The organism is Sorangium sp. So ce128, from assembly GCF_051525245.1.
In the GTDB taxonomy this organism is placed as follows: domain Bacteria; phylum Myxococcota_A; class Polyangia; order Polyangiales; family Polyangiaceae; genus Sorangium; species Sorangium cellulosum_B.
The window spans coordinates 2370191-2397165 of sequence record NZ_CP150313.1 but is presented as its reverse complement, the minus strand read 5'-3'; the positions used below and the strand labels follow the sequence as shown (position 1 = coordinate 2397165).

Here is a 26975-nt window from a genome sequence, read left to right as displayed (position 1 = left end):
TGCTGAGCAGCGGGCTTACTGCGCGGCGAAGACGAACGGAATCGTTACGGGGGTGGAACCCGAGGAAGGAGGAAACCGCCAGGACTTGATCCGGGAGGCGATGCAGCTCGACAGGCCGGGGTAATCCTTCTCCGATCCGCCGGCCGAGACGGACTGGACGGCGCCCGACGCGGCGATGACCACCGAAGCGGAGACCCTGGCGGTGCTGGCCGCGTTGCTGGCGCGCGCGTCGAGGGCGGGCTGCCAGCAGTGGCGGCGGACGCTGGGGCGGTTCGACTCGACGACGCCGGAGATCTCCCCTTGGGAAAGCGGGGTCAAACCGGCGCCGGCCCCCTGGCTGCCCGGCCCTGACGAGGGGCCGGGGACCCCAGCGCCGAACCCGGACCGGTCGAGCTGAGCAGAGGCCGATGGAGCGACCGGCTTGTCCGGCGGAGGGCGCTGGCTCGCGACGCCGCCCGCCTTGCCCGTCGAAGCGACCTCTGGCCGGGCGGAAGCCGTCTCGGCCGGTGCAGGTGCGTCCGGCTCGACGGTCGGCGGCGGCGGCGGGGCCGCCGTGGGCAAATCCGCCGGCTGGCTCTGCGGCGGGGGGGCGGTCACGACCTGCACGGGCTGCGGCTTCGGGGAGAGCAGGACGAAAGCGGAGACGCCACCGAACGCCGCTGCCATGGCGATGAAGGCGTATGCGAGCGGGCTCATGCCCGATCTCCGCCTTGGCGCGACCGTCTCCACCAGGCTGCCAGGCGTGGCCACCAGAGGTGCGGGCTCCGCGGCGGAGAGGGCCCCTGCCGGCGCGGCGGGCGAGCCCCCCGCGGTCAGCCTTCCGCCTGCTGGCGCCGTCGCAGAGCGCGCACCCCCAGCGGCCAGGCCACCCGTGGGCGCCGCCGCAGAGGGCGACCCGCCCGCGGCCAGGCCGCCGGCCCCGCGAGCGAGCTCGGTCGAGGCGGACGCGGCCAGCTCGGGTCCGGGCGCGAACGCGACGGGGTCGGTCCGATCGGCCGCGAAGGGATCGGCGAGCACCTCCACCGGCGCAGCGCCCGCGGCGTGGGTCCGCCCGGCGCCTGCCGGCGCTCCTGGCCATGCGGCCGGCGCGCTCGCTGCTGGCGCAACCGGGGTGACGCGCGAGACGGACGTAACGGACGTGGCCGACGCGACTGGCACGGGCAGCGGGGCCGACACAGCGGGCGTCCCGGCCGCGGTGAAGGCGGCGACCGCCGGGGCCTGCTCGTTCAGGCCAGGAGGCTCTGGTTCGCGCGTCGCCGTGCGCGCGGGCGCGGCCCCCCCGAGCGCAGGGACCCTCGACGAGGAGGGCGCCTTCGCCGACGACGCCTGCGGCTGACCGACAGAGGAGCCCGTGGTGCTGATGCGGCGCGCGGGCGGGGACAGGCGGGTGGACTGAGCCTGCGTGACGATCTCGAGCAGCTCCGGGAAGTTCTTGAGGGGCTGCCACTCATCGAAGCCCTCGCGCCAGACGAGCGACTCGCCGTCCACCGCGCCGGCAAGCGCCTTGTCGCGAATGACCGAGAGCCGCACCGGGCCGAGCGGGACGCCGCCGACCCCGACGTACCAGTCCTCGCTCGCCGTGGCGCGCACGGCCGGCGCCTTCCCGAGCGGGCGGTCATTGGACATCGCGCGCGTGAACGCGCCGGCGGCCCCCGCCGGCGGCGCGGGCTCCGCCGCCCTGGCGGCAGGCGCAGGGGAACGAGCCGGCGCCGCGGGCGCCGGCTGGACAGCCCGGGCTGCCGGGGAGGCCTGCGGTGCGGTCGCCGGACGCGGGCTCGACGCCGGTCCGGGGACGGCACGCGGCGCGACCGGAGGTCGAGGAGCGCCCGCCGGGCGCGGCAGGGCCTGGGATGCCGGCCGGGGCGGCGCAGGCGCGGCGCCGTGGCCCAGGGACGAAGCCAGCGGCGGCTTCAACGGGCTCGCCGCGCCCCCGTCCGCCGCCGGCGCCTCGTCGCTCGGAGGGGCGACGTGCGCATCGTCGCCCGCCTCGCGCGGCGGCTCGACCGGAAGAGCACGCGCCACGGAGCTCTCGGTGACGCTCGCGCTGACCTGGATGAGGTGCCCGCATCGCCGGCACTGCATCCGCACCATCTTGCCGGCGACCTTCTCGTCACCGATCTGGTACTTGGCCTTGCAGTTATCGCAGATGAATTTCATCCAAGGACGCGCCTGCCGGTGGAATGGCGCAGTCTACGACAGCTTGGCCCCAGACGACATGGGGTAGGCGGTCAGAGCAGCCCGAGCAAGTGCTCCTTGATCGATTGCCGCGTCGGGTCATCGGGGGCGACGCCCAGCGCGCGCTCCCAGGTCTCGATGGCTTTGTTGCGGAACCCGGCCTTCTGATAGAGCACGGCGAGGTTCTTCAGCGCGGGGAAGTGCTTGCCGTTGATGTGCAGCGCCGTCTCCAGCTCCTGGATGGCATCGTAGAGCTGCCCCTGCTTGCCGTAGAGCAGGCCGAGGTGGAAGTGCAGCCGGTACGCGAGCGGGTCGATCGCCGTGCCCTCGCGCAGGTGCCGCACGGCCTTGTCGAAATCGCCCGCGCGATACGCCGCGATCCCCGCGGCGAGGAGGCGCTCCGCCTCCGCCGAGATCCGGTCCTGATCGCCGCGGATCGAGCGCGCCTGGAGCGCGTTCTCCACGGCGGCGACGACGTCGGCGACGCGGAAGGGCTTCTCGATGTAGGCCTCCACGCCGTAGCTCGACTTCAGGTCCTCCGCGAACCGCCACCCGCGGTAGACGGCCGAGATCATGATGATCGGGATGTGGCCGTAGCGCTGGGTGCCCTTCATGCGGCGGGCGATGTCGAAGCCGTGCACCTCCGGCAGCATGGCGTCGAGGATCATCACGTCGGGCGGATTCTCCTTGACCATGCGCAGCGCGAGGAGCCCGCGATCGGCCTCCTCCACGCGGTACCCACGCTCCTCGAAGATGCGACGGAGCAGCTTCCGGATCTCCGGCTCGTCGTCGACGACCAGGATCGTCGTTTGATCGCCCTGCGGCGCCTTGCCTGCGCCCGGGAGCGACTCGACGACGGAGAGATCGCGGTCTGCGGTGCCGAAATCCGTGTCCGTGAGCTCGTCGGCCGCCGCCGCCCTCCGCATGGCGTCGTCGACGACGAGCGGCGGCCCCGCCGAGGAGAGGCGGGCCGGCGACGGGGCGGCAGGCGGGCTCGGATCGTCGGTGAGATCGGCGAAAGAGATCTCCGCGTCGTCGCGCGGGCGCTCCGGCGCGGGCCGCGGCGGCGGGGCGGCGCTGGGAGCAGGCGCCGCAGGGGCCTGGGCCACCGGGGCCTGGGCCACCGTCGCCGGGGGCACGGCGGACGCGGGCCGGCGCGGCGCGGGCTGCGCAGGGGCTGGCGGGGGCGCGGGCGGCGCCTCGGAGGCGGACGACGCCGTGGAGCCGAGCCCGGCCCGCTTCAGCACCTCGGGCGGGCACTTGGCGCCCACGTAGAACGGCTCGCCCTGCTCCTTCATGTCGTAGGCGGCCGCGATGGTCCGCACGAGGGGGCCCGCGAGCGCGATGTACGGGAAGACGCGCTTGCCGGTCACGAACTCGAGCTCGTCGATCACCTTCTTGTCGGCGGGCGCGGCCATGGCCACGAGGATGCGATCCTCGCGCACGAGCACGGGAAGGAGCTTGTGCTTGGCGGCGATCTCGCGGGGGAGGATGGAGAGGTCGCTCAGCTTGATGCAGACCTGGTTGAGATCGATGCCAGGAACCCCGCTCTGCTCGGAGAGGGCCTTCAGCGCAGCGACCTCGGAGACGGTGCCGCTCTCGATGAGGTTCGTGGCGAGGGGCACCCCCTTCGCGCGCGCGTCGAGGAGCGCCTGTTCGAGCTGGGGCTGGGTGACCGCCCGTTGCTGCAGGAGGATGCGTCCGAGCGGCTTCTTGTTGGCGTCTTGCGTCATTCCGCGGGCCGAGTTCGAAGGCTAATGGACGAGGAATGCGCGGGCAAGCACGCGACCCGCGCGCGAAGGCGGCCATCCGACCGACACGACCGGCTCGGGCTCGTGCGCCGGCGGCTCGGGCATACGGCCGGGTCGAGCGCGGCCAGGACGCCGCCCGATGCGCGCGGATCCGAGCGCGCGTCCCGACGCCAGAGGCGAGAGCTCACCATCCGCCCATGTTACTCCGGAACCCTCCGGGCAGCGCAGGCGATGCGCCGGCGGCGCGACGGCGCCCGCTGCGCCCGCTCCGCGAACGCATCGAAGAGGCCATGGCGACGATGTAGGGTCACTCCATTTACTCGGTCTTACTCGGTCTTACTCGGTCGCGCCCACCGTCTCGTTCGCGTCGTTTGCATTACCGGCGTCGCTCGCGCCGAGCCACTCGCGAGCGAACGCCGCGTACCTCCCCTCGGCGATCGCCGCGCGCGCTTCTCGCATCAGGCGGCCATAGAGGTGGAGGTTGTGCTCCGTCATCAGGCGCAGCACCAGGATCTCGCCGGCCATGTAGAGGTGCCTCAGGTACGCGCGGCTGTATCCACCGGCGCAGGTCGGGCAAGCGCAGGTCGGATCGAGCGGCGAACGATCTTCTTTGTAGCGGGCCTGCTTGATGACGATCTTGCCGTGCTGCGTGAGCGCCTGCCCGTTCCGCGCGTTCCGGGTGGGGAGCACGCAGTCGAACATGTCGACCCCGGCGCCGATGGCGTGCACGAGGTCGAGCGGCGTCCCCACGCCCATGAGGTAGCGCGGGCGCGTCGGGTCGAGGTGCGGCCCGATCTGGGCGACGACCTCGTGCATCATCGCGATCGGCTCGCCCACGGAGAAGCCGCCCAGGGCGAGCCCATCGAACGGCAAGGCGCCGAGCTCATCGGCGTGCGCCATGCGCAGCGCGACCGAGGTGCCGCCCTGCACGATGCCGAAGAGCGCCTGGCTCGGGCGCTTCGCGGCGAGGCAGCGCTTCCCCCAGCGCGTCGTCAGGCGACACGCCTCCTCGACCTCTGGGCGCGGCGCGCCGCCTGGCGGGCACACGTCGAGCTGCATCGCGATGTCGGCCCCGAGCAGCCCTTGCACCTCCATCGCGACCTCGGGCGTGAGCGCCTTGCGAGCGCCGTCGAGGTGCGATCGGAACACGAAGCCGTCCTCGACGAGGGTGCGCCGCTCGGCGAGCGAGAAGGCCTGGAAGCCCCCGGAGTCCGTGAGCATCGCGTGCGGCCAGCGGGTGAACGCGTGCAGACCGCCGAGCTGCGCGACGAGCTCGGGGCCAGGGCGGAGCCACAGGTGGTACGTATTGCCGAGGACGATCCTCGCGCCGGTCGCGGCCACCTCGGCGGGGGTCAACGTCTTCACGCTGCCCTGGGTGCCGACGGGCATGAACGTCGGGGTCAGCACGTCGCCGTGCGGCGTGGAGAGCACGCCCGTCCGGGCATGCCCGTCCCTCGCGAGCTCGGAGAAGGAGAAGCCAGGCGTCCGGCTCATGGCGCGTCCACCCCCCGGATCAGCATGGCGTCACCATACGAGTAGAAGCGGTAGCCGGCGTCGATCGCCGCGCGGTACGCGAGGAGCGTGCGCTCGCGGCCGGCGAAGGCGAACACCAGCGCGAGCAGCGTCGAGCGCGGCAGGTGGAAGTTGGTCAGCAGGGCGTCGACGACGCGGAACCGATAGCCCGGCTGGATGAGGAGGCGCGTCTCCCCGGACTGCGCCCGCACGAGGCCTGCGCGGGCCGGATCGGCGGCCGACTCCAGCGCGCGAACCACGGTGGTGCCGATCGCAATCACCGGCGCGCCGCGCTCGCGCGCCCCCGCGATCGCGCCCGCGGTCGCGTCCGGGATCGAGTAGACCTCCGCGTGCATCGGGTGCAGGTCGAGATCGTCGACCGTGACCGGCTGGAACGTGCCGAGGCCGACGTGCAGCGTGACGCTCGCGATCTCGACCCCGTTCGCGCGGAGCCGCTCGACGAGGCCGGGCGAGAGGTGGAGGCCCGCCGTGGGCGCGGCGACCGCTCCTGGGACCCGGGCGAAGATGGTCTGGTACCGCTCGCGATCGGACGCGTCGTCGCCGCGGCCGAGGTAGGGCGGGAGCGGGACGTGCCCGTACGCGTCGATCGCAGCGGCGACGGACAGCCCCGCGGGCGAGGAGAGCTGCACCGTGAGCACGCCGTCCTCGGCGCGCTCCAGCACCTCCGCGACCAGCGCGCCGTCGCGCTCGATATCGAGCACCGATCCCGGGCGTATCGGCTTGGAGGCGCGCCCCATCGCCCGCCAGCGCTCGGACCGCGGCGCGCTCTCCTGCGGCCCTCCGCCGAGGTCCTCCGCGCCGGCCGGCGCCCCGTCCAGCCGGTGCAGCAGGAAGAGCTCGACCTGCCCGCCTGTGCCGCGCTTCCTCCCGAACAGACGAGCGGGGACGACCTTCGTGTCGTTGACGACGACGAGCGCGCCGCGCTCGATGTACCGGTCGAGATCGCGGATCGCCGCGTGCTCCACCTCGCCCGCTCTGCGGCCGCGATCGACCAGGAGGAGCCTCGCTCCGTCGCGCTCTTCGGGGGGCCGCGAAGCGATCAGCGCTTCAGGGAGTTCGTAGTCGAGCAGCTCGCAGCGCACGCCGCGCTACTAGCACGACGCGGGCGTGAGCACGTTCGTCTTGGCGCGGAGGAAGCGACAGATCTCGCCAACCTGGTAAGGCTTGGGGACGAAGGCCACCGCGCCGCAGTCGGCGCGCTCGACCTGGCGCGCGGAGAGGTGATACGCGCTGGAGAGCACGACCCGCACCCTCGGGAACGCATGCCGGATGTGCCGCGCGAGCTCGAGGCCGTTCAGGTCCGGCATCATCAGATCGATCATCGCCACATCGATCGGGGACGAGCCGAGGGTGAGCAGCGCATCCTGGAAGGAGGCGGCGAACACGACCTCGAACCCCTCGACGCTTAGCCCTGCCGAAAGAGCGCGACGCTGGGAATTCTCACCGTCCACGATCAGCATGCGGGCCATTAAGCGTCCTCCTGCGGCGATCGCCGCCATCCAATACGCCTACTTGTCTAGCAATCACCGGGCCAAGTTCCCGAATCGACGCGTTGCGGTTGCCAACGCCAAAGTGAAACAGAAGAGCACAGTCTACATCGGGCGCCTCATTGCACTAAGGCAAATCCCGACGCTGCATCATTGCAAAGATGCAATCTCGCGTAGGCTACCTCCCTCGATTTACTGCTGAGTCAGGTGGTTTGCTCGGATCGAGCGGCCGCATCCATACGGCCCGAACGGAGGAATGCAGGCTGAGCTCGATGGGCAGCATGTCGCGGTGCCCAGGGAGCACGGCCCATCGAGCACGGTCCGCCTGAGGTCGCTGTGTCGCGTGGAAGCGAGCTGCTGAGCCCGGCCGGTGGGCGAAGGAAGGCGCTCGACAGACCGGCGCCGTTTCAGCCCGGGGGATACGTGATCGTCAGGCGGGTCATCTTGCGCCACAACGTGGTCGCGCTGATCCCGAGCACCTCGGCGGCGCGCTCCCGGCTGCCGTCGCACTCCCGCAGCGCGGCCTCGATCGCCTGGCGCTCGGCGCAGTCGACGACGTCGGCGAGCAGCCTGCCGCCGGCTTCGGGCGCGCGCTTCGGCTGCATCGCGGCGGGCAGTACGTCGTCGACGCTGATGAGGCCGCCGCCCGAGAGGGCCACCGCCTGCTCGACCATGTTCTCGAGCTCGCGGATGTTGCCGGGGAAATCGTACTGCGTCAGCGCCTCGATGACGCCGTCGGCGGCGCGGGCGCGACAGGTCATCTTGCGGTTGTACTTCTCCAGGAAGAACTCCCAGAGGATCGGGATGTCCTCGCGACGTGAGCGGAGCGGCGGGAGCACGAAGCGCGCGACGTTCAGCCGGTAGTAGAGGTCCTGGCGGAACCGCTTCTCCGACACCGCGGTCAGGAGCTCCTGGTTCGTCGCGGCGATGATGCGCACGTCGACGTTGATGGGTTTGTTCTCGCCTACCCTGCGGATCTCGTTCTCTTGGATCGCGCGGAGCAGCTTCGCCTGGAAGGTGAGCGGGGTCTCGGCGATCTCGTCGAAGAAGAACGTGCCCCCGTCGGCCTCCTCGAACAGCCCTTTCCTCGCCGAGATCGCGCCCGTGAACGAGCCTCGCGCGTGGCCGAACAGCTCGCTCTCGAGGAGCGTCTCGCTGATGGCGGCGCAGTTGACCGGCACGAACGGGCGGTCGGCGCGCTTGCTGTTGGCGTGGATGGCCTTGGCGACGAGCTCCTTGCCGGTGCCGCTCTCGCCGGTGATGAGCACCGTCGCGTCGGTCGGCGCGACCTTGACGATCCGGCCGAGCACCTCGCGGACCGCCTGCGAGCGGCCGACGATGTTCTCGAACCGGTAGCGCTCCTTGAACTCGCTGGCGAGCAGCTGCACCTCGCCGGTGAGCTTCCGGTTCTGGATCGCGCGCTCGACCTTCACGAGGAGCTCCTGCTCCGAGAACGGCTTCTGGATGTAGTCGAACGCGCCGAGCCGCATCGCCTCCACCGCGCTCTCGATGGTGCCGTACGCGGTCATCACGATGACCTCCGTGTTCGCGTTCGACTCCTTCACCGCGCGCAGGACGCCGATCCCGTCGAAGCCGCCCATCCGGAGGTCGGTGAGCACGACGTCGTACGCCCCCTTGGCGCCCAGATCGGCGCCCTGGCTGCCGTCCGCGGCCTCATCGACCTCGTACCCGGCGCCACGCAGCATCATCGCGAGCGTGGTCCGCATGTTCCGCTGGTCATCGACGACAAGAATCTTCGACATGGATTTCCCCCGCCGCGCGCATCCTCCTCCGGGAAACGAGCGCGGCGCGACGATCACGACCGACGTGCCGCGCTGGCGCGTAAGCGCGCGAGCACGGTCGTCCGCGGCGCCTTGGACATGCGTCCAGAGCATCGTACGTCAAGCACGACCTCCGCCGCCAGAAGGTGCACGGGGGACGCTCGCTGCGCGAGGGACGACCCCCACCCTACCCTACTCGCGGATCTGCTGGGCGAGGTAGGCGGTCTCGCCGAGCTTCTCGATCAGCCCGATTTGTGTTTCGAGCCAGTCGATGTGCTCCTCCTCGGACTCGAGGATCTTGGCCAGGAGATCCTCGCTGGTGCGATCCCCCTTGTCGCGGCAGAGGGCGATCGCCGAGTTGAGCCGCTTGACCGCGTGGTACTCGAGATCGAGGTCGCTCTTGAGCTGCTCCGGCACGCTCTGCCCGATGTGCAGGGTGTCCAGGCGCTGCAGGTTGGGCAGCCCATCGAGGAAGAGGATGCGCTCGATGATCGCATCAGCGTGCTTCATCTCGTCGATCGACTCGGCGCGCCCGTGCGCAGCGAGCGTGACGAAGCCCCAGTGCGAACACATCTTCGCGTGCAGAAAATACTGGTTGATCGCAACGAGCTCTCCGGCAAGCACCTCGTTCAACGCATCAACGACGTCTTTTGCACCCTTCATCGGACCCCTCTCGCGCTCATGCCTGTCGTGCGGACCCCGCCCCTGTTGGGCGGGGGGACGCTGGCTGGAACGCCAGCGCCCCGCACAAATGCGCGAGGTCCGTGGAGGTGCGCAAGAAGTTTCTAAGGAAATAGGTGCCACCGCCGTCGCTTCCGACGGAAACCAGGGCATCGAGGCTGTTGCCGGTCAATCCGGAGGATCAAGCTGCGCTGGAGACCGGCGCCATCACCAGGCGACGCGGCGTCGAGGCGCCATCGCGCTCGCCGACAAGCTCGGCGATCGTCGGCCGACAGGAGCCACACCGCGTACCGGCGCCCGTGCACTCCATGACCTGCGAAACAGAGCAGGCGCCCTCGCTCATCGCTTCACGAATCTCTCGATCACAGACGCCCATGCAGAGGCAGACGTACATGCAGACCCCCGGCTACGTAACGGGTGGGATTGATATTGAACATAGCTTTCAATATCGGAACGTCAAGGGGAATGTCGCCCGGGCGGATCGCCGAGTTGGCTCGTGGTTCGAGATCCCCTTGGATCGAGCCAGCAGCGCTCGATCGAACGCGCCGAGCAGCGCTCGATCGAACGCGCCGAGCAGCGCTCGATCGAACGCGCCGAGCAGCGCTCGGTCGGTCGAGCGCCACAGGAGCGCCGAAGGAAGAGGGATCGGGCAGGGATGCAGCCGGTCAGACCGGCGGAAGATGACGCCGCGCGAGCGCGGCCGGGAGGCGAGGCGCGAACGCACGCCCAGCGCGGAGCGGTCGGCCGCGTGACGGCGTCACATCGTGAGGCCGCCGTCGACGTCGATGCAGCGACCGTTGAAGTACTCGCACTCGATCACGAAGCGCACGGCCTGCCAGATGTCCTCGGGCACGCCGATGCGGCCCACAGGGATCATGGCGACCAAGGCGTCGCGCGCCTTCTGGTGCATGCCCTGCGTCATGGGCGTCTCGATCATGCCGGGCGCAACGGCGCCGACGCGGATGCCGAACGGCGCGAACTCGAGCGCCCAGGTCTTCGTGTTGGCCGCGAGCGCGCTCTTCGCGGCGGTGTAGCTGGACTGGCCTCGGTTGCCGTGGCGCGCGATGGAGCTGATGTTGACGATGACGCCCTTCTGCTCGGTCTCGATCATCTTCGCGACGACCTCGCGGACCATGAGCGTGGCCCCCGTCAGGTTGACGTCGATGACGGCCTGCCACTGCGCCGCGCTCAGCTTGACGACCGCGCCCGTCTGGCGGTCCTTCTTGACGAGCAGGCCGTCCCGCAGGATGCCCGCGTTGTTCACGAGGCCGTTCAGGCCGCCCATCGCCTCGTGCGCGAAGCGGACGAACGCCTCCACCTCGGCCTCCACCGCCACGTTGACCGCCCGCGCGTGGACCTTGCCGGCGAGCCCCTTGCTCGCCTCGACGAGCGACGCGAGCCCCTCCTCGTTCATGTCGCCGGCGGCGACCTGGCCCCCGAGCTCCGCGAGCCGCAGCGCATAGTGGCGACCCAGCCCCTGGGCAGCACCTGTGACGACGAACTTCGTGTCCTCGAGTCGCATGATCGCACTCCTCCAGGGATCGCTCCCGATCACCGTGTCGAGCGCGCCGTCTACCACGACACCGACTCGAGGCGGCGGACGACGTACGACGTCGCAGCGCGCCACCGACGCCCGCAACCCCCGCCTGGCCTGCAGGCCCCCGTGTAACCGTGTAACCGTGTAACCACGCAACCCGCGTAACAGCGCAACCCGGGCAACAGCGCGGTCGCCGCTTGCGCCGGGTGGCATCGATGTTATTCAGCGCCCATGAGGTCGATCGCGCTCGCCGCCGTGTGCGCCGGCATCCTGACGCTCGCGCCTGCATGTGACCGCGCCCCCCCGGTGCCCGAGACCTCCGATCCGACGGGCAAGGATCTGGTGATCGGCGCCGTGGTCGCAGCCGCCGAGCAGAGCGGAGGGATCCGCATCTACAAGATCGTCGAGGTGGAAGATCTGCCCGCGCCGTTCGGGTCCGATCTGCACATGATCGCCTACGATCCGAAGGCGCAGAGCTTCGAGGAGGCCGCGGAGCTCCGTCGCAAGGGGAAGCTGACCGTCGCGAAGGATCACATGACGGTCCGGCTCGTGTATTTCCTGCCGCGCGACCACCGGGTGATCAGCAACGAGCCGGTCAGCGACGACGAGCGGGCCCCGTATCTCCGCTCGTTCCAGAGCCGGCAGCGCTGACCGGCATCCGCCGGCGGGCGGCGAGGCGCCCGCGCCTCAGCGCGCTGTGCGGAGCAGCTCGCCCAGCCGCTCGATCGCCTGGCTGTGCAGCCGGCTCGCCCAGCTCTTGCTGATCCCGAGATCCTGCGCGATCTGATCGAAGCGTTCGTCGTCGAAGTAGTGGCGCTCCACGAGGGTGCGCTCGCGCTCCGGGAGCTCGCGCACGGCGTGACGCACGGCCTGCGCGAGCTCGGCGCGAGAGGCGCGCTCCTCCGGGTCGTCCGCGGCGTCGGGGACGGCGGCGACGTCCCCGTGACTCGAGAGCAGGCCGAGCGCCATCGCGGCCGCATGCCCGGCGAGCAGATCGCCGAGCCGCGCGGCGTAGGCCTCCTGCGTGGCAGGCGCGTCGGCGTCGTCGTCCGCCCCGCGTCCCTCGGCGAAGCGCGCCGACGCAGCGAGCGCGCTGGCCCGCGCGGCCGCGGACCGCCAGCGCGTCTCCCTCCGGACGCCGTCGAAGATGGCCCACCGGAGCTTCCGCTTGGCGTAGGCCTCGAAGGTGGATCGGCTCGGATCGTGCGTCCGCACGATCTCGAGCAGCGCCGGGTGCCCCAGCGCGACGAGGTCCTCCACCGGGATCCGGCGGCCCAGACGGCGCGCGATGCGCTTCGCGACCAGCTGAAGCAGGTCGAGCCCCTCGGCGAGGAGCCGGTCTTCCGGAGTGCGCACCGCTATCCCGCCTTGGCGCGCCCCGCTGCGCCGAGCACCCCGAACGCCCGCTCGCCGCTCTCGTCGACCTCGCGCGGATGCGCGCGCCGCAGGAGGCGGCTCGCCTCCTCGTCGTGCAGCAAGACCTCCACGAGCTGCTCGCGCATCCACGCGATCTCGTGCGCGGGCAGGCGCCCCACGTAAGGCGCCACGGCGGCGTCGACCTGAGCGGCGATCCAGGGGTCATCGAGGAGCGAAGCGTCCATGGGAGACGCCCATTATATCTCCGCCGAGCGCGCCGTCATCCGCCGCTCGCCGCGTCGCCGAGGCGTCATTTGGACGGCGGGGGCGCGTTGAGGCAGGCCTCGAACGCCCTGACGGTCCGCGCGTCGAACGCGCACTTGAGCGACCTCGGATCCACGCTCTTGCCGACGTTCTGCTCGCACGACTGCGCGTACTGCTCCCCCAGCGTGGCCGCGACGGCGTCGATCTTCTTCTCGGTCTCGCCCCGCTGCTCCGCCGTGAGCTTGGCGCTGAGCGCCGCGACCTGCTCCGAGCGCGTGAGCACTGTGAGCCGCTTGCCCAGATCCACGCAGTCGCCATGCATGAGCGCGTAGTCGTCGGGCACCGAGTCGTCGCGACGCGGCGGCGACGGCGCCGCGGCGCCCGGCTCCGCGTCTGCCTCCGGCGTCGCGGCGCCCTGGGCGGCATCGTTCGTGGGCTCGGCCGCCGGCGCCCGCTCCTCCGGCCGCGCAGGCTCGGGCTGCTCGATCGTGGGCGGCGAGGCCCCTCCGCATCCGAGCAGCAACGTCGACAACGGACCCATGACCATGATCAAGAAAAGAGCTCTCCCCATGCAGCGAGGGTTGATCGGCTCGCGCCGGGCGTCCATGGCGCGCCGGGCGCGCTCGGCGCTGCGCGGCGGATCGAGCGACGCCTCGGCTTGCCGCGCTTGCCGCGAGGGTGCACGGGCCGCCTTGGCAGGCTCCGTGCAGGGCGCACCGTGACGACAGGTCGGCCTCGCCGGCCATGTCGCCTGTCCTTGCGGAGGCGGGAGCATGCGGTCGCTCTGGATTGTTCTCGTCCTGGTGCTCGGCTCGGCGTTGCTGCTTCAGGTGATGGCGGCGTCCGACGGCCGGATCCCCTACGCGCGCTTCCGCTCGCTCGCGGAGAGCGGAGAGCTCGCCGAGATCGAGATCCGGGATGACATGTACATCGGACGCGCGGTGCCCGGCCTGAGCGCGCGTGCGCCGCAGAGTTACCGCACGGGGCGCATCGAGCAGACCGAGAAGGATCTGCTCGCCGCTCTCGACCGGCGAGGGATCCCGTACACGCGCGTCGCGGACGAGCTGGGGCTGCCGCCGTACCTCTGGCTGCTGCTGCCGCTCGCCGGTCTGGCGGCGATGGGCCACCTCGTGTCGCGCCGTGCAACGACGGCAGGGACCATCTCGGGCGCCGCGACCGCCTTCGGCAAGCACAAGGCGCGGCTCTACGAGGAGCGGGGCGCGATCGCGACGTTCCGCGATGTCGCCGGCAACGCCGAGGCGAAGACGGAGCTCGGCGAGATCGTCGACTTCCTCAAAGCGCCCGAGCGCTACGAGAAGCTCGGCGGGCGGATGCCCAGAGGGGTGCTCCTCGTGGGGCCGCCCGGCACGGGCAAGACGTTGCTCGCTCGGGCGATCGCGGGAGAGGCGAGCGTACCCTTCTTCAGCGCAAGCGGGTCGGAGTTCGTGGAGATGTTCGTCGGCGTCGGCGCCGCGCGCGTGCGCGATCTCTTCTCCCAGGCGCGCGAGAAGGGGCCCTGCCTCGTGTTCATCGACGAGCTCGATGCGGTCGGCAAGGTGCGCGGCCTCGGCGGGTCCGTCGGCGGCCACGATGAGCGGGAGCAGACGCTCAACCAGCTCCTGACCGAGATGGATGGGTTCGACGCGCACACGGCCATGGTCGTGATCGCCGCGACGAACCGCGCCGAGATCCTCGATCCGGCGCTGCTCAGGCCAGGGCGGTTCGACCGCCGGGTCCACATCGATCGGCCCGATCTCGCCGAACGGAAGGAGATCCTCGCGGTGCACGCGAGGAAGGTGGCGCTCGAGCCTGGCGCGGATCTCGACGCCGTGGCGGCGCAGACCGCGGGGCTCGTCGGCGCCGACCTCGCGAACATCGTCAACGAGGCGGCGCTGCTCGCGGCGCGGCGCGGCGCGGAGGCGGTGGGACAGAGCGACCTGGAGGCGGCGATCGAGCGCGGGCTCGCCGGGCTCGAGCGCCGTGGCAGGCGGCTCGGAGCGCGCGAGAAGCTCGTCGTCGCCTACCACGAGGTGGGGCATGCGCTGACCGCCTCGCTGCTGCCGACGCAGGATCCGGTGCGCAAGGTGTCCATCGTACCGCGGGGGCCGGGCGCGCTCGGGTACACGATCCAGCAGCCGCGCGAGGATCGTTACCTGTGGAGCCGGCAGGAGATCCTCGATCGGCTGGTCGTGCTGCTGGGCGGGCGCGTCGCCGAGGAGGAGGCCGTCGGAGACCTCTCGACCGGCGCGCAGGACGATCTGCTCAACGCGACCGAGCTCGCGCGTCGCATGGTCCGCGAGCTCGGGATGGGCCAGGGGGTCGGGCTCTCGGCGCTCGAGCCGCGCCGGCCGCTGTCGTTCCTCGGCGAAGCGCAGGGCGCGATGCCGTCCGGCGCAGGGCCGCGGGAGTGCAGCGACGCGACCGCGCGCACGATCGACGCGGAGGTCGCGCGGATCCTCGCGGACGCGGAAGCGCGGGCGCGCGCTTTGATCCAGGGGCACCGGCCGACGCTCGAGCGCGTCGCCGCCCGGCTCTACGAGGTCGAGACCCTGAGCGGCGATGAGCTCAGGGAGATGGTGGCAAGAAGGGAAGCCTAGAGCAGCCGCTCAGTCGACGCTCCGCAGCGCGCGGGACAGATCGAAGCCCGCGGCGTCATGGTGATAGACGACGCGGAGCACGCGGCCGCGCAGCAGCTCCCTCGGCACCGCCCCCATCGCCCGGCTGTCGAGCGAGGCGGCGCGGTTGTCGCCCATCACGAAGAGGTGGTCCGGCGGGACGACGACCGGACCAAACGCGTCGAAGTCGGGCTCGCCGGCCGCGTGTGTGACCTCGCCGAGGTGCTCCACCCTCGTGCCGTCCCCGAGCTGCTCGAGGGCTTGCGCCGCACCGTCGACGTACAGCACGCCTTGCCGGAGCATCACCGTCTGGCCCGGGAGCGCGATCACCCGCTTGACGAGGAGGGTGGACCCACCGCGCGGATCCGCGAAGAGCACCACGTCGCCGGCGCTCGGCCCGCTGCGCTCGAACAGGTAGTGATCCGTGAGCGGGACGCGGAGCCCGTAGGCGACCTTGTCGACGAGGATGCGATCGCCCGGGGCGATCGTCGGCCACATCGAGCCGGTGGGCACGTGGTACTGGTCCGCGAGGGTCGAGCGACCCAGCGTGAGGATCGCGAGCGCCGCGAGGATCTTGAGGAGGCTCCGCCCGAGCGGCGCGACCGTCTGGTAGGCGCGCCGCGCGAGCGCGCGATCGGATCGAAGCATGAAAAGTCCGGCCTTGTCGGGCTGGAGGCACACCGCCGCGGCCTCCACCGCCGGCCGGGGAACGCTGGGCTCGCTCATCTCTGGCGGGGCTAGCATCCGCCCTCGAGACAGGCCAGCTTCGCTGCATGCACGGCTGCACTTCATCGACTGCACCACTCTCCCAAGCTCTGGGCCGCCTCACACTCTGCGGATCAATGTCGCGTCATCCGGTAACGACAGGGGCCGCCATGCACCTCGCCGGCTACCGCGCGCTGGGACTCGATTTTACCTATATCCCTTTTGCGGTGACCGATGTTGAAGGCGCGACGCGCGGGATGCGCGCGCTCGGGATCCGCGGCCTCGGCGTGTCGATGCCCTACAAGCAGGCGGTAATTCCATTGCTCGACGAGCTCGATCCCGTCGCCGAGCGGATCGGCGCGGTCAACACCATCGTGAACAACGACGGGCGCCTCAGGGGCTACAATACCGACTGGATCGGCGCGGTGCGGGCGCTCGAGGAGGTGACGCAGCTCGGGGGCGCGCGGGTGCTGCTCCTCGGCGCCGGCGGCGCGGCGCGCGCCGTCGCGTTCGGGCTCGCGGAGCGCGGCGCCAGCGTGACGGTGGCGAACCGCGATCTCGAGAAGGCGCAGCAGCTCGCGGCGGCGATCGGCGGGGCGGCCGTGCCGCTCGACGCAGCGGCGCTCTCGCCCGACCACGGCGTCCTCGTGAACGCCACGTCGCTCGGCATGGCCGAGGTCGATCCGCGAAGCCCTGTCCCGGAAGAGGTATTGCGGGAAGGTCTCCTGATGATGGATATCGTGTACAAACCGATGATCACGGAGCTCGTGGCGTCGGCGCGTCGGCGCGGAGCGACCGCCGTTCACGGCGGGAGGATGCTCCTCCACCAGGCTGCAGAGCAGTTCCGGCTGTACACCGGGCGGGAGCCGCCGCTCGATGCCATGGACGAAGCGCTGCGCGCTCAGCTCGGCTGACGCGCGGAGCCGCCGCTCGACGCCACGGACGAAGCGTCGCGCGCTGAGCTCGGCTGACGCGCGCGACGTCCCGCGCCAGGCTCGAGCTGTCCGGCCAGCCAGGGCGAGCGGCGATCGCCGCTCTGCGCCGTGCGCACGGCCTCCGGAGCAATGGCCAAGGACGGGCGCCACGCGTAGGCTTCCGGCGATGGTCTCGTTCGAGATACGCGCAGCCGTGACCGGCGACGAGGAACAGCTCCTCTATGTCGCGCGCCACCTGAACTCGGTCAACCTGCCGAACAACCGTGACGCAATCCACGAGATCATCGCCGAGAGCCACAAGAGCTTCAACGGGGCGATCCAGGATCCCCGCCTCCGCCAATACGTCTTCGTGCTCGTCGACCTGACGAAGGGCGACAAGGGCATGATCGTCGGGACGTCGATGATCATCGCGCAGCTCGGCCGGCGCGGCATCCCCTACATCTTCTTCGACGTGCTCGACGAGGAGAAGTACTCGGCCACGATCGACAAGCACTTCCATCATACCGTGCTGCGCATCGGCTACTCGTACAACGGCCCCACGGAGATCGGCGGGCTCGTGCTCATGCCGGAGTACCGGCAAGGGCCCGAGCGGCTCGGCACGATGATCTCCTATGTTCGCTTCCTCTACATGGCCGCGCGATCCGCGCTGTTCCAGGACGAGATCCTCGCAGAGCTGATGCCCCCCCTCGAGCCGGACGGGACAAGCCACCTCTGGGAAGCGCTCGGGCGCAAGTTCACCGACATGAGCTATGCCGACGCGGATCTCCTCTCCAAGAAGAACAAGGAGTTCATCAAGGGGCTCTTCCCCGAGGGGACCATCTACGCCTCGCTGCTGCCCGAGGACGCGCAGCGCGTGATCGGGAAGGTCGGGGCGCAGACCCGGGGGGTGGAGAAGCTGCTCCGCCGCGTCGGCTTCCGCTATGCCCACAGGGTCGATCCGTTCGACGGAGGGCCGCACTTCACCGCCCGCATGGACGAAATCTCGCTCGTGCGCGATACGCGCCGGGCGAAGGCGGGCCGCCCGTTCACCCCGAGCCCGTCGGATCCGAAGGGCATCCTCGCGATCGAGCGCCCAGATGCCCCCTATTTTCGCGCGGTCGCCGCGAGCCTCCGCGATGAGGGAGAGCTCGGCATGGCGATCGCCGAGGACGCCTGGAAGCACCTCGAGCTCCAGCCTCGCTCGCCGATCTGGGTCCTGCCGATGCCGTGACAGGGCGCCTGCGCTCCACGTCCAGCGCGCGCAAGAGCAGCGGATCAGCCCGCCTGCGCGCCACGTCCACCAGCGGATCAGGTCGCCTTGCATCGCGACGATTCTGTTGCTACAGAATTAACAGAAGTTTTCACGAGCGGTTCGGAGGACCATGACCCTTGGATTGGACCTCGATTTCGGGCGCTTGCCCGCGCTGGAGCGGAGGGAACGCTGGCCCGGGACACCGAGGGAGGATGCCGGCGCGGAGAGGGCCCCCGAGGCAAACGGCGGCGCGGAGCCCAGGCTCTCTGGGCGGGAGATGCGTATCGCCGCCGCGCTCGCCGAGGCGGCGATGCCGCCCGGCCGCTTCCTCGACGGCGCGGGCGCCGCGACCGCCAGCCGACTCGCGGCCTGGCTCGGCTCGATCCCGCCGCACCTGGCGCAGGGGGTGCGCGCGGCGCTGTGGGCGATAGAGCTCGCTCCCCTTCCGTTCCGGCTCAGGCCGCTGTCGGCGCTGCCGCTCGAGGAGCGGATGGCGGTGCTCCGCGGCTTCGAGCAGAGCCGGGCGCGGACGCTGCGTTCGCTGCTCCGCGCCGCGCTCACGCCGCTCAGGTTCGTCCACTACGACCAGCCCGAGATGTTCAAGCACGTCGGCTGCCGCTACGAGCTGCCCACGGTGCGCGACGAGGCGCCGCGCTGGCTCGCGCAGGTGACCGACGGGCGCGAGGTCGAGGAGGACCTGGAGCTCGAGTGCGAGGTCCTCGTGATCGGCACCGGCGCCGGCGGAGCGGCCGCGGCTTACGAGCTCGCGTCGCGCGGACACGCGGTGCTCATGCTCGAGGAGGGCGACTTCCACCGCCGCTCGAGCTTCACCGGACGGCCCGCGCGCGCCTACCGGGAGATGTACCGCGACCACGGGCTCGACATGACGCTCGGCAACGTGAATATCCCGGTGTTCGCGGGGCGCGCCGTCGGAGGGAGCACCGTGATCAACTCCGGTACTTGCTACCGGGCTCCGGAGAGCACCTTCGCGTCGTGGCGAGACGGCATGGGGCTCCCTGCGGAGTTCTCGTCCGGCGGGCTCTCTCCTTATTACGAGCGCGTCGAGCGCATGCTCCAGGTCGCCCCCGCCGACCCGCTGCACCTCGGGGCGATCGGGCCGATCGTCCGGCGCGGGGCGGAGCGGCTCGGGCTGCGGCACGGGCCGCTCCAGCGCAACGCGCCGGACTGCGATGGGCAGGGGATCTGCTGCTTCGGCTGCCCAACGGGGGCCAAGCGCTCGACCGACGTGAGCTATGTGCCCGAGGCGCTGAAGCGGGGCGCGCAGCTCATCACGGCGGCGCGGGTCAGGACGATCGAACTCGTGGCGGGCCGCGCGCGGGGGGCGACTGCCGTGCTCGGGGGGGACACGAGGGCCGGAGGCCACGGCGGCCGCGCGGCGAGCGGCGCAGGGCGGGGGCCGCGGCTCGTGGTCAGGGCGGAGGCCGTCGTCGTGGCCGGCGGCGCGCTGATGACGCCGCTGCTCCTGCGCCGGAGCGGAGCGTGCCTGTCGAGCGGCGCGCTGGGAAAGAACCTCTCGATCCACCCGGCGTCGAAGGTGATGGCCCTCTTCGATGAGCGGATCGATCAGTGGCAAGGCATCCCGCAGGGCTACCAGATCGACCACTTCGCCGATGAAGGGCTGATGTTCGAGGGAGGCTCGCTCCCGTTCGACGTCGCCGCGCTGGCCGTGCCCTGGACGGGACATCGCTACACGGAGCTGATGGAGCGGTATCCGCACCTCGCGACGTTCGGGTTCATGATCAAGGACACGAGCCGCGGCGAGGTGAGGCCCGGGATCGGCGGCACGCCGCTCGTGCTCTACACGATGAACCGGGAGGACGTCGCCAAGATGCAGCGCGGGGTCGAGCTGCTCTGCGAGGTGTTCCTGGCCGCGGGGGCGCGGCGCGTCCTGCCGCTCGTCGCCGGCTGCGACGAGGTGAACGGCCCCGCGGACCTCGAGCGGCTCAAGGCGCGGCAGATCAAGGCCGGGGACCTCGACGTGGCCGCGTTCCACCCGCTCGGGACGTGCCGTATCGGGGTGGATCCGCGGTCATCGTGCCTCGGGCCGGACCACCAGGCGCACGACGTCGCCGGGCTCTACGTGTGTGATGGAAGCGCGATCCCCTCGTCGCTCGGCGTGAACCCGCAGATGACCATCATGGCCATGTCGCTGCGCGCGGCCGAGCTCCTGAGCGAGCGGCTATCCGGCTGAGCCGTCGCGGTACCCGAGGGCCGCGGCGCGCTCGCTGCCGATGCGATCGCTCTCGATCGTCCCGTCGCGCATGGTCACCACGCGCGGCATCGACTCGGCGAAGCTGAGGTTGTGCGTCACCACCACGATCGTGGTGCCGTGCTTGCGGTTCATCTCGAAGAACAGCTGGTGGATCGAGTCGCTCGTCGCGGTGTCGAGGTTCCCGGTCGGCTCGTCGGCGAGGAGGAGCTTCGGCGACAGGACGAGCGCCCGCGCCAGGGCCACGCGCTGCTGCTCGCCGCCCGACAGCTCCCCCGGACGGTGCGTCGCGCGCGCCGCGAGCCCGACCTCGGCGAGCAGCGAGCGCGCGAGCGGCTCCATCTCGCGGCGCGTCTTCCCCTGGATGAGGCCCGGCATCATCACGTTCTCGACCGCGTTGAACTCGGGGAGCAGGTGGTGGAACTGGAAGACGAAGCCGATCGTCCGGTTCCGGATCGCCGCGAGCCGCGAGCCCGGGAGGCCGGTGAGCTCGTCGTTGCCGAGGCGGATACGGCCGCTCGTCGGGAGGTCCAGCGTGCCGATGCAGTGGAGGAACGTGCTCTTGCCGGCGCCCGAGGGGCCCACGAACGCCACGACCTCGCCCTGGTTGATGACGATGTCGATGCCGCAGAGCACGTGGAGCTCGCGGCCCATGTGAACGAACGTCTTGCGGAGGTCTTCGACGACGACGAGCGGAGTGGACATGGAGTGATTACTCGTAGCGGAGCCCGTCGACCGGAGAGAGCCTCGAGGCGGCGCGGGCCGGGTAGATGGTGGCGATGGTGCAGATGAGCATCGACGCGACCGCGACCATCGCGTAGTCGGAGAGGTTCACGTTCACGGGCAACCGGTCGATGTAATAGACGTCCGGATCGAGCCGGACACCGAACCAGTACAGGCCCGTGCAGACCGCGAGCGCGGTGCCGACACCGTAGATCGTGCCGATGGCGCCGATGATCACGCCCTCGAGCATGAACACGCGCATCACCGCGTTGTCCGAGGCGCCCAGCGCCTTCAGGACGGCGATCTCCTTGCCCTTCTCGGTCACCATGAGGAGCAGCGTGCAGACGATGCAGAAGCTCGCGACCGCGATGGCGATGGACAGGATGATGAACGTCGCGATCTTCTCCAGCTTGAGCGCGCTGAAGAGGTTTTTGTTCATCTCCATCCAGTCGCGGACGCGGAGCTGCTGCGGCGGCTTGCCTCCCTCCGGCGCCTCGTCGAGCGCGGCGCTCGCGGCGACGGCCGCCTCCACGGCCGGGCGGACCTCCTGCACCCGCTCGGGATCCGGGACCCGGATGTCGATGTGGGTGATCTTGTCGTCGAGGCTGAAGAACTTCTGCGCCTCTTCCATCAAGACGTACGCGTGCGTGACGTCGTACTCGTACATGCCGCTATAGAAAATCGCCGCGACGCGGAACTTGCGGGAGCGCGGCATCACGCCCGTGGGGCCGAGCTCGCCCATCGGCGACAGGAGGGTCACCTCGTCCCCGACGAGCACGTGGAGCGATTTCGCGAGCTCGCGGCCGATGATGACGCCCGGGTACACGCGCGTCTGCTGCTTCAGGTAGTCACGCACCGACGGGTCGACGTCCGTGGGCTGGCGGAAGTCCGGCCCCTTGAAGTACGGCTCCCCGCCCGGACCTCGACCGATGATCTCCTCGGGAGGCAGGCTCGTCAGCTTCTCGGGCTCGCGCAGGTAGTCGAAGCTGCCGACCTCGATGTTCTTGGCGAGGTCGATGACCTGCCCGATGGTGTCCGGATCGATGCCGCGGACGAGCGCGCCCGCGGTGTTCGAGGCGCTGGAGCCCATCGCCTCGCCGGCCGCGACCGGGGTCGCGGCGCCTCCGTAGGGCGCGAGCGCGACGCGCACCTGGGTGAGCTTGTCGTCCCAGTTGCCGAAGCCGCCAGGGCGGGAGGCGTCGACGACCATGTGCGCGTTGTTGCCGAGGATCTTGCGCTTCAGGTCGGCGCCGAAGCCGCCCATGATGCTCGTCACCGAGCACAGGGCGCACGAGCTGACCGCGACACCGGCCATCGACAGGACCGAGATGACCGTGAGAAAGCCGCTCTTCGAGGCGCGCACGTGGCGCGCGGCCACGTGGGGCACGAAGCTCCGGCGCTCGAGCGCGTCGAGGGCGATCGGCAGGAGCGCCGACAGCACGAAGAACAGGAAGACGACGCTCGAGACGAGCGCGGTGAAACGGATGATCTGATCCGTGGGATTGAACGACGCGCCCTTCCCGACGGGCATCCTGGCCGTGAGCGTCGCGGTGACGCCGAACGCCACGCCCACGAGCGCGCCCCACCACCAGCCGAGCGCGCGATAGAGCCCCTTGCGGACAGGGCGGCTCCCGGCGACCAGATAGCCCGCGCCCGCGCCGAACAGGATGCCTCCAAGGATCCACCTGAAGGTCGGCTGGATGGGCAGGACCGCGACCCAGAGGACGACGATCGCGAGCGCGGCGAGCAGGGACATCGCGCCGAGCACGCGGAGCCCCACGCGGACCTTGGACCCCCACCTGCCGGAGAGCCACCGGGCGTTGTCCGCACCCGTCCTGGCCCGAAACAGCCGAAGGGCACCGGCCACGACCAGCGCGGCGACGAGCGGGGCGATCCTCTCCGTATTGCTCGCGAAGAAGGCGCCGATGAGCGCGAGGCCCTTCGCGCGCCCGCTGGACGCGACGAGCGTGAGCGCGAGCAGGCTGGCGCCCGTGAGAGCGACCACGACCCCGACGCGCACGACGCCGGGACGCCGCGGCTCCAGCTCGCCCTTCTTGTCGAAGCGGGTGTAGCCCCGCCAGGCGAGAAGAACGATGCCCAGAGCGACGGCGGCGAGGAGCGCGGCCTGCAACGACCTGGAGAGCTCGATCACGCGTCGGTCTCGGGACGGAGGAGCGGGAACAGGATGACGTCGCGGATGGAGGTCGCGCCGGTGAGGAGCATCGTCAGGCGATCGACACCCATGCCGAAGCCCGCCGTCGGCGGGAGGCCGTGCTCCAGGGCGCGCACGTAGTCGGCGTCGTAATCCATCGTCTCCTCCTCGCCCCGCGACTTCTTCTCGACCTGCGCGCGGAAGCGCGCGTCCTGGTCCTCGGGGTCGTTGAGCTCGCTGAAGGCGTTGCAGAGCTCGCGGCCGTCGATGAAGAGCTCGAAGCGGTCGACCAGCGAGGGATCGCTGTCCTTCTTGCGCGCGAGCGGGGAGACCTCGAAGGGATAGTCGATGATGAAGACAGGGACGCTCTTGTCGCCCGCCTCCGTGCGGTAGTCCCTCGTGAGGAACGGCTCGACCACGTACTCGTAGGCGCAGAAGATGAGCTCGCCAGGCGACTCGCACTTCTTCGCGCCCGCGCGGAAGTTCGTCCAGTCGATCTCGCGCCCGCTCGCCTTCGCCGCCTTCGCCCACTCCTTGATCGGGGCGTCGTCCGCGGCGACGCGCTGCGGGACGTCGGCCGGCAGGCCCGACTTCGACAGGGCGCGGGCGATCCCCTCGGCCATGGGGACGCGCTCGAAGCGCTCGAGCGAGTACGTGCGCTGCGCGGCCCAGGCCGCGTGCTCGGCCGGGAGCCGCTCGGCGAGGCGGGCGTCGACGTGGCGGAGCATCGCCTCGGTGGCGTCCATCAGCGTCTCGTACGTCGCGTACGCCTGGTAGTACTCGAGCATCGTGAACTCGGGGTTGTGCCGCGTCGACAGCCCCTCGTTCCGGTAGCAGCGCGCGATCTCGTAGACGCGCTCGAAGCCGCCGACGACGAGCCGCTTCAGGAAGAGCTCCGGCGCGATGCGCATGAAGAGCCCGAGGTCGAGCGCGTTGTGGTGGGTCTTGAACGGCTTCGCGGCCGCGCCGCCGACGAGCGTGTGCATCGTCGGGGTCTCGACCTCGAGGAAGCCGCGGGTGTCGAGGAACTCGCGCAGCGCGGCGACGATCGCGGTGCGGGCGCGAAAGACCCCCGCGACGTGCGGGTTGGCCACGAGATCGACGTACCGCATGCGGTAGCGCGACTCGACGTCCTTGAAGCTCGTCTTGGTCGGCAGCGGGCGGTAGGCCTTCGTGAGCAGCCGGAGACGCTCGGCGCGGATCGAGAGCTCGCCCTTCTGCGTCGCCATCGCGACGCCGCGGGCCTCGACGAAATCGCCGAGGTCGACGTCCTCCAGCCGCTCGAAATCGGCGAGGCTCCCCTGCTCGCAGTAGAGCTGGAGCTCGCCGGTTCGGTCGCGCAGCCGGACGAAGGTGACGCCGCCGAACGAGCGCACGAAGAGGACCCGGCCCGCGACGCGGAACGGGACCGGCTCGACGCGCGCCGGATCGTAGCGATCCGCCGCGGAGGAGGCGGAGCGCTCGGGCGCCGCGCCCTCGGGCCTCGGCTCGGCCGCGGCCCGCGCCCCGTCGAAGCGGGCGCGGACGGCCGCGAGCTCGACGAGCGGCTCGCCCCCCGTGACGTCGTTGGCGAACGGGTTGTCGCCGCGGGCGCGGAGGCGGGCCGCCTTCGCCTTGCGGGTGGCGATCAGCGTCTCCTCGGCGCGCGCGGCCTCGGCGGCCTCCTTCACGAGCCGCTCGGTCTTCTTGTCATTCGGTCTGTCTTTTTGCTGGCTCACGGAGCGTCGTCCTCCGCGACGGAGCCGCCCTTCCTGAGCGAACCGCCGGCCGCGGCGAGCAAGTAGGCCTCGATGAAGCCCTCGAGATCGCCGTCGAGGACGGCGTCCACGTCGGTGGCCTCGGTGGAGGTGCGCACGTCCTTGACGAGCCGGTAGGGCGCGAGGACGTAGTTCCTGATCTGGCTGCCGAAGTTGATAGCGCTCTTCGCGGCGTTGTAGGCCTGGACCTCGGCATCCCGCTTCTGGAGCTCCATCTCGTACAGCTTCGCCTTGAGGACCTTCATCGCCATCGCGCGGTTCTGGTGCTGGCTGCGCTCGGCGCGGCACACGATGTTGAGGCCGGTCGGGAGGTGCCGCAGGCGAACGGCGGTCTCGACCTTGTTCACGTTCTGCCCGCCCTTGCCGCCGGCGCGCATCGTCGTGATCTCGATGTCCTTCTCGTTGACCTGGATGTTGATCTCGTCGTCGCTGTCCGGGGTGACCTCGACGGCGGCGAACGCGGTCTGGCGCGTGTGATCGGCGTTGAACGGGCTCATCCGCACGAGGCGGTGGACCCCGGCCTCGGAGCGCAGATAGCCGTAGGCGGCGTCGCCGCTCACCGTGAGGGTGACGGCGTCGATGCCGGCCTCGTCGCCGTCCTGGTAGTCGATGATCTCCGTCTTGTACCCGCGGCGCTCGCAGAAGCGCAGGTACATGCGGAGGAGCATGGACGCCCAGTCCTTCGCGTCGGTGCCGCCGGCGCCCGGGTGGATGCTGACGATGGCGTTGCCGCGGTCGGCGGGGCCGGACAGCATGCGATCGAGCTCGACCTTGCGCAGGCGCCCGGCGATGGCGTCGGCCTGCGCGTCGGCGTCGGCGATGACGCCCTCGTCGCCCTCGGCAGCGCCGAGCTCGAGGTACTCCGCGAGATCCTCGATCTCGCGGCCGAGCCGCTGCGCCATCTCGAGCTTCGACTCGACCTGGGCGCGCTTGCGGAGGACGGCTTGGGCCTTTTCCTGATCGTTCCAGAACCCCGACGACAGCGTCGTCTGGGTCAGATCCTGGAGCATCCGTTCGAGCTTGGGGACGTCAAAGATGCCCCCTTAGCGCCTCAAAGCGCCGTTTGATGTCGAGGACTTTCTCGCGGGTCTCGGAGAGCATGGCCGGGGATCTATTCGATCTGGGCGGCGATCGCCAGGAGAGACGCCAGGCGAGACCGCCGCGCGCGGGCGGACCGAGGCGGCTCCACGCCGGCCCCAGGTCGGCTCCGCGTCGGGCGCGCCGGCGACGCGCTCGTCAACGCGGCGCGCAGGCGGGAGAGGGTGCGGCGGATGACCCGGCGCCGCGGATTCCTTGGCCGTGGACCGCGTCACGACCGCCGGGCACCCCGAGGCCGCGCGAGCTCCGAGCTTCCCGTCCAGCGGGACAAGGCGCCTCAACCAGGAGTCGGCGCAGGGACGGATTCCCGGACGGCGCGGCGGATCCTGAACCACAACCGCTGAGCGCCCCGCGCTCGCCTTGGGTTCCGCAGGGCATCCCTGATGGCCCTGATGGAGACCGCGGGAGGCGGCGCCTCGCTGCTCAGCGCGGCGTCGAGGTAGCGGCCCAGGAACTCCGTCAAGGCGACGGCGGTGACCGCATTGGAGAAGAGACCGGCGACCGGGACGAGGCCGAGCGTGAAGTTGGCGAAGAGCCTTACGGCCGCTCCACCCCAGATGATCTTGCTCACCTGCAGCCACGGAGCCCTGCGGAGCGGCGCGCCCCGGCGCCGGGTCAGCGACACGGAGAAGGAGTAATGAATGGGAACCACGATCAACTCATCTGCGCCGGGAATGGGCTGAGTGACGAAGCTGATCACTGCAGTGATGGCAGAATACTTGTTGGTTAGCCGGCGGATCGTCGGTTCCATGGGTCGTATATACGGCGTGGAGCCGGCCGCCGGGAGGCCGAGACAGGCATGTTGACGAGGGCGCGGCCCGCGCAGTCGAGGGCGGATCACGCTCGGCCTGGACGAAGCATGGGAGTCTCCGCGCTCGTCGGTGTCCTGGGGGCCCTGGAGATCTTTGCAGGACAGGGAGAGGGAGATCTCCAAAGCACGTTGAAGCGCCCCGCGGATTGGACC

Annotated in this window: 23 protein-coding genes; 5 read left to right on the top strand and 18 right to left on the bottom strand. The window is 70.7% G+C overall.

Annotated elements, in window-relative coordinates:
- Positions 1–15: 15 nt before the first annotated feature.
- The 9 genes from WME82_RS09295 to WME82_RS09255 all read right to left on the bottom strand — a co-directional run bounded on the left by WME82_RS09295 (position 16) and on the right by WME82_RS09255 (position 10930).
- Complete coding sequence (locus WME82_RS09295; RefSeq protein ID WP_438042545.1) at positions 16–2157, bottom strand: GYF domain-containing protein; 2142 nt, start codon at positions 2155–2157, stop codon at positions 16–18.
- A gap of 71 nt (positions 2158–2228) precedes the next feature.
- The gene (locus WME82_RS09290; protein WP_437869938.1) at positions 2229–3908 is read right to left on the bottom strand and encodes a response regulator; all 1680 of its coding nucleotides are present in this window, start codon (positions 3906–3908) and stop codon (positions 2229–2231) included.
- A gap of 354 nt (positions 3909–4262) precedes the next feature.
- On the bottom strand, positions 4263–5420 hold the full coding sequence (tgt, locus tag WME82_RS09285) for a tRNA guanosine(34) transglycosylase Tgt (protein WP_438042544.1): 1158 nt from the start codon (positions 5418–5420) through the stop codon (positions 4263–4265).
- Entirely contained in the window at positions 5417–6541 is a 1125-nt protein-coding gene (gene queA, locus WME82_RS09280) for a tRNA preQ1(34) S-adenosylmethionine ribosyltransferase-isomerase QueA (protein WP_438042543.1), read from the bottom strand. Before queA ends, tgt begins: the two co-directional genes overlap by 4 nt.
- A 9-nt stretch (positions 6542–6550) precedes the next feature.
- Complete coding sequence (locus WME82_RS09275; protein ID WP_437745121.1) at positions 6551–6958, bottom strand: response regulator; 408 nt, start codon at positions 6956–6958, stop codon at positions 6551–6553.
- Between the two features lie 395 nt (positions 6959–7353).
- Complete coding sequence (locus WME82_RS09270) at positions 7354–8709, bottom strand: sigma-54-dependent transcriptional regulator (RefSeq protein WP_438042542.1); 1356 nt, start codon at positions 8707–8709, stop codon at positions 7354–7356.
- Positions 8710–8919: 210 nt separating this feature from the next.
- Positions 8920–9390: a bacterioferritin gene (gene bfr / locus WME82_RS09265; RefSeq protein WP_012234283.1), complete on the bottom strand. Its 471-nt coding sequence runs from the start codon at positions 9388–9390 to the stop codon at positions 8920–8922.
- A 199-nt stretch (positions 9391–9589) separates the two neighbouring features.
- On the bottom strand, positions 9590–9802 hold the full coding sequence (locus WME82_RS09260; protein ID WP_012234282.1) for a (2Fe-2S)-binding protein: 213 nt from the start codon (positions 9800–9802) through the stop codon (positions 9590–9592).
- A 363-nt stretch (positions 9803–10165) separates the two neighbouring features.
- Positions 10166–10930 (bottom strand): SDR family oxidoreductase, encoded by a 765-nt coding sequence (locus WME82_RS09255; protein WP_012234280.1) that lies wholly within the window; start codon positions 10928–10930, stop codon positions 10166–10168.
- A 246-nt stretch (positions 10931–11176) separates the two neighbouring features.
- Here WME82_RS09255 and WME82_RS09250 point away from each other — a divergent pair, with 246 nt between their 5' ends.
- Complete coding sequence (locus WME82_RS09250) at positions 11177–11596, top strand: hypothetical protein (RefSeq protein ID WP_438042541.1); 420 nt, start codon at positions 11177–11179, stop codon at positions 11594–11596.
- Between the two features lie 36 nt (positions 11597–11632).
- Here the strand turns inward: WME82_RS09250 and WME82_RS09245 are convergent, their stop codons facing one another.
- From WME82_RS09245 to WME82_RS09235, 3 genes are all read right to left on the bottom strand, one after another.
- Positions 11633–12301, bottom strand: coding sequence for a sigma-70 family RNA polymerase sigma factor (locus WME82_RS09245; protein ID WP_437869933.1), 669 nt, complete (start codon positions 12299–12301; stop codon positions 11633–11635).
- A 2-nt stretch (positions 12302–12303) separates the two neighbouring features.
- Positions 12304–12546 carry a hypothetical protein gene (locus WME82_RS09240; RefSeq protein ID WP_012234278.1) on the bottom strand — a complete coding sequence of 81 codons (243 nt, stop codon included), beginning with the start codon at positions 12544–12546 and terminating at the stop codon, positions 12304–12306.
- 65 nt (positions 12547–12611) lie between these two features.
- Positions 12612–13106, bottom strand: a complete 495-nt coding sequence (locus WME82_RS09235; protein WP_438042540.1) for a hypothetical protein — start codon at positions 13104–13106, stop codon at positions 12612–12614.
- 232 nt (positions 13107–13338) lie between these two features.
- On the opposite strand from WME82_RS09235, the gene ftsH reads away from it, so the two are divergent.
- Positions 13339–15162 carry an ATP-dependent zinc metalloprotease FtsH gene (ftsH, locus tag WME82_RS09230; protein ID WP_438042539.1) on the top strand — a complete coding sequence of 608 codons (1824 nt, stop codon included), beginning with the start codon at positions 13339–13341 and terminating at the stop codon, positions 15160–15162.
- A 9-nt stretch (positions 15163–15171) separates the two neighbouring features.
- On the opposite strand, the gene lepB is transcribed toward ftsH, so the two are convergent.
- Positions 15172–15906 carry a signal peptidase I gene (gene lepB, locus WME82_RS09225; protein ID WP_438042538.1) on the bottom strand — a complete coding sequence of 245 codons (735 nt, stop codon included), beginning with the start codon at positions 15904–15906 and terminating at the stop codon, positions 15172–15174.
- 149 nt (positions 15907–16055) lie between these two features.
- On the opposite strand from lepB, the gene WME82_RS09220 reads away from it, so the two are divergent.
- The 3 genes from WME82_RS09220 to WME82_RS09210 all read left to right on the top strand — a co-directional run bounded on the left by WME82_RS09220 (position 16056) and on the right by WME82_RS09210 (position 20263).
- Entirely contained in the window at positions 16056–16799 is a 744-nt protein-coding gene (locus WME82_RS09220) for a shikimate dehydrogenase (protein ID WP_438042537.1), read from the top strand.
- A gap of 187 nt (positions 16800–16986) precedes the next feature.
- A complete protein-coding gene (locus WME82_RS09215; protein WP_438042536.1) occupies positions 16987–18030 on the top strand; it encodes an arginine N-succinyltransferase in 1044 nt (347 codons plus the stop codon).
- A gap of 151 nt (positions 18031–18181) precedes the next feature.
- Positions 18182–20263 (top strand): FAD-dependent oxidoreductase, encoded by a 2082-nt coding sequence (locus WME82_RS09210; RefSeq protein ID WP_438042535.1) that lies wholly within the window; start codon positions 18182–18184, stop codon positions 20261–20263.
- Here the strand turns inward: WME82_RS09210 and WME82_RS09205 are convergent.
- The 5 genes from WME82_RS09205 to WME82_RS09185 all read right to left on the bottom strand — a co-directional run bounded on the left by WME82_RS09205 (position 20252) and on the right by WME82_RS09185 (position 26762).
- On the bottom strand, positions 20252–20986 hold the full coding sequence (locus WME82_RS09205) for an ABC transporter ATP-binding protein (RefSeq protein ID WP_272101325.1): 735 nt from the start codon (positions 20984–20986) through the stop codon (positions 20252–20254). The genes WME82_RS09210 and WME82_RS09205 overlap by 12 nt on opposite strands.
- Positions 20987–20993: 7 nt before the next feature.
- Positions 20994–23156, bottom strand: coding sequence for an FtsX-like permease family protein (locus tag WME82_RS09200; protein ID WP_438042534.1), 2163 nt, complete (start codon positions 23154–23156; stop codon positions 20994–20996).
- Positions 23153–24874 carry a lysine--tRNA ligase gene (gene lysS, locus WME82_RS09195; protein WP_438042533.1) on the bottom strand — a complete coding sequence of 574 codons (1722 nt, stop codon included), beginning with the start codon at positions 24872–24874 and terminating at the stop codon, positions 23153–23155. Before lysS ends, WME82_RS09200 begins: the two co-directional genes overlap by 4 nt.
- A protein-coding gene (gene prfB / locus WME82_RS09190; RefSeq protein ID WP_438042532.1) for a peptide chain release factor 2 occupies positions 24871–26014 on the bottom strand; the annotation gives its coding sequence in 2 pieces (ribosomal slippage) (positions 24871–25944 and positions 25946–26014; 1143 coding nt in all). The genes lysS and prfB overlap by 4 nt, the downstream gene beginning before the upstream one ends.
- A 274-nt stretch (positions 26015–26288) precedes the next feature.
- Positions 26289–26762, bottom strand: a complete 474-nt coding sequence (locus tag WME82_RS09185) for a hypothetical protein (protein WP_438042531.1) — start codon at positions 26760–26762, stop codon at positions 26289–26291.
- Positions 26763–26975 lie beyond the last annotated feature (213 nt).

Bases quoted from the DNA above. Each gene is read 5' to 3' on its own strand.
- tgt (WP_438042544.1), bottom strand. From the start codon at position 5,420: ATGAGCCGGACGCCTGGCTTCTCCTTCTCCGAGCTCGCGAGGGACGGG.
- WME82_RS09295 (WP_438042545.1), bottom strand. From the start codon at position 2,157: ATGAAATTCATCTGCGATAACTGCAAGGCCAAGTACCAGATCGGTGAC.
- WME82_RS09220 (WP_438042537.1), top strand. From the start codon at position 16,056: ATGCACCTCGCCGGCTACCGCGCGCTGGGACTCGATTTTACCTATATC.
- lepB (WP_438042538.1), bottom strand. From the start codon at position 15,906: ATGAGCGAGCCCAGCGTTCCCCGGCCGGCGGTGGAGGCCGCGGCGGTG.
- WME82_RS09215 (WP_438042536.1), top strand. From the start codon at position 16,987: ATGGTCTCGTTCGAGATACGCGCAGCCGTGACCGGCGACGAGGAACAG.
- WME82_RS09270 (WP_438042542.1), bottom strand. From the start codon at position 8,709: ATGTCGAAGATTCTTGTCGTCGATGACCAGCGGAACATGCGGACCACG.
- WME82_RS09255 (WP_012234280.1), bottom strand. From the start codon at position 10,930: ATGCGACTCGAGGACACGAAGTTCGTCGTCACAGGTGCTGCCCAGGGG.
- WME82_RS09250 (WP_438042541.1), top strand. From the start codon at position 11,177: ATGAGGTCGATCGCGCTCGCCGCCGTGTGCGCCGGCATCCTGACGCTC.
- WME82_RS09235 (WP_438042540.1), bottom strand. From the start codon at position 13,106: ATGGGTCCGTTGTCGACGTTGCTGCTCGGATGCGGAGGGGCCTCGCCG.
- ftsH (WP_438042539.1), top strand. From the start codon at position 13,339: ATGCGGTCGCTCTGGATTGTTCTCGTCCTGGTGCTCGGCTCGGCGTTG.
- bfr (WP_012234283.1), bottom strand. From the start codon at position 9,390: ATGAAGGGTGCAAAAGACGTCGTTGATGCGTTGAACGAGGTGCTTGCC.
- WME82_RS09185 (WP_438042531.1), bottom strand. From the start codon at position 26,762: ATGGAACCGACGATCCGCCGGCTAACCAACAAGTATTCTGCCATCACT.
- WME82_RS09240 (WP_012234278.1), bottom strand. From the start codon at position 12,546: ATGGACGCTTCGCTCCTCGATGACCCCTGGATCGCCGCTCAGGTCGAC.
- WME82_RS09290 (WP_437869938.1), bottom strand. From the start codon at position 3,908: ATGACGCAAGACGCCAACAAGAAGCCGCTCGGACGCATCCTCCTGCAG.
- WME82_RS09205 (WP_272101325.1), bottom strand. From the start codon at position 20,986: ATGTCCACTCCGCTCGTCGTCGTCGAAGACCTCCGCAAGACGTTCGTT.
- WME82_RS09275 (WP_437745121.1), bottom strand. From the start codon at position 6,958: ATGGCGGCGATCGCCGCAGGAGGACGCTTAATGGCCCGCATGCTGATC.
- WME82_RS09210 (WP_438042535.1), top strand. From the start codon at position 18,182: ATGACCCTTGGATTGGACCTCGATTTCGGGCGCTTGCCCGCGCTGGAG.
- WME82_RS09260 (WP_012234282.1), bottom strand. From the start codon at position 9,802: ATGTACGTCTGCCTCTGCATGGGCGTCTGTGATCGAGAGATTCGTGAA.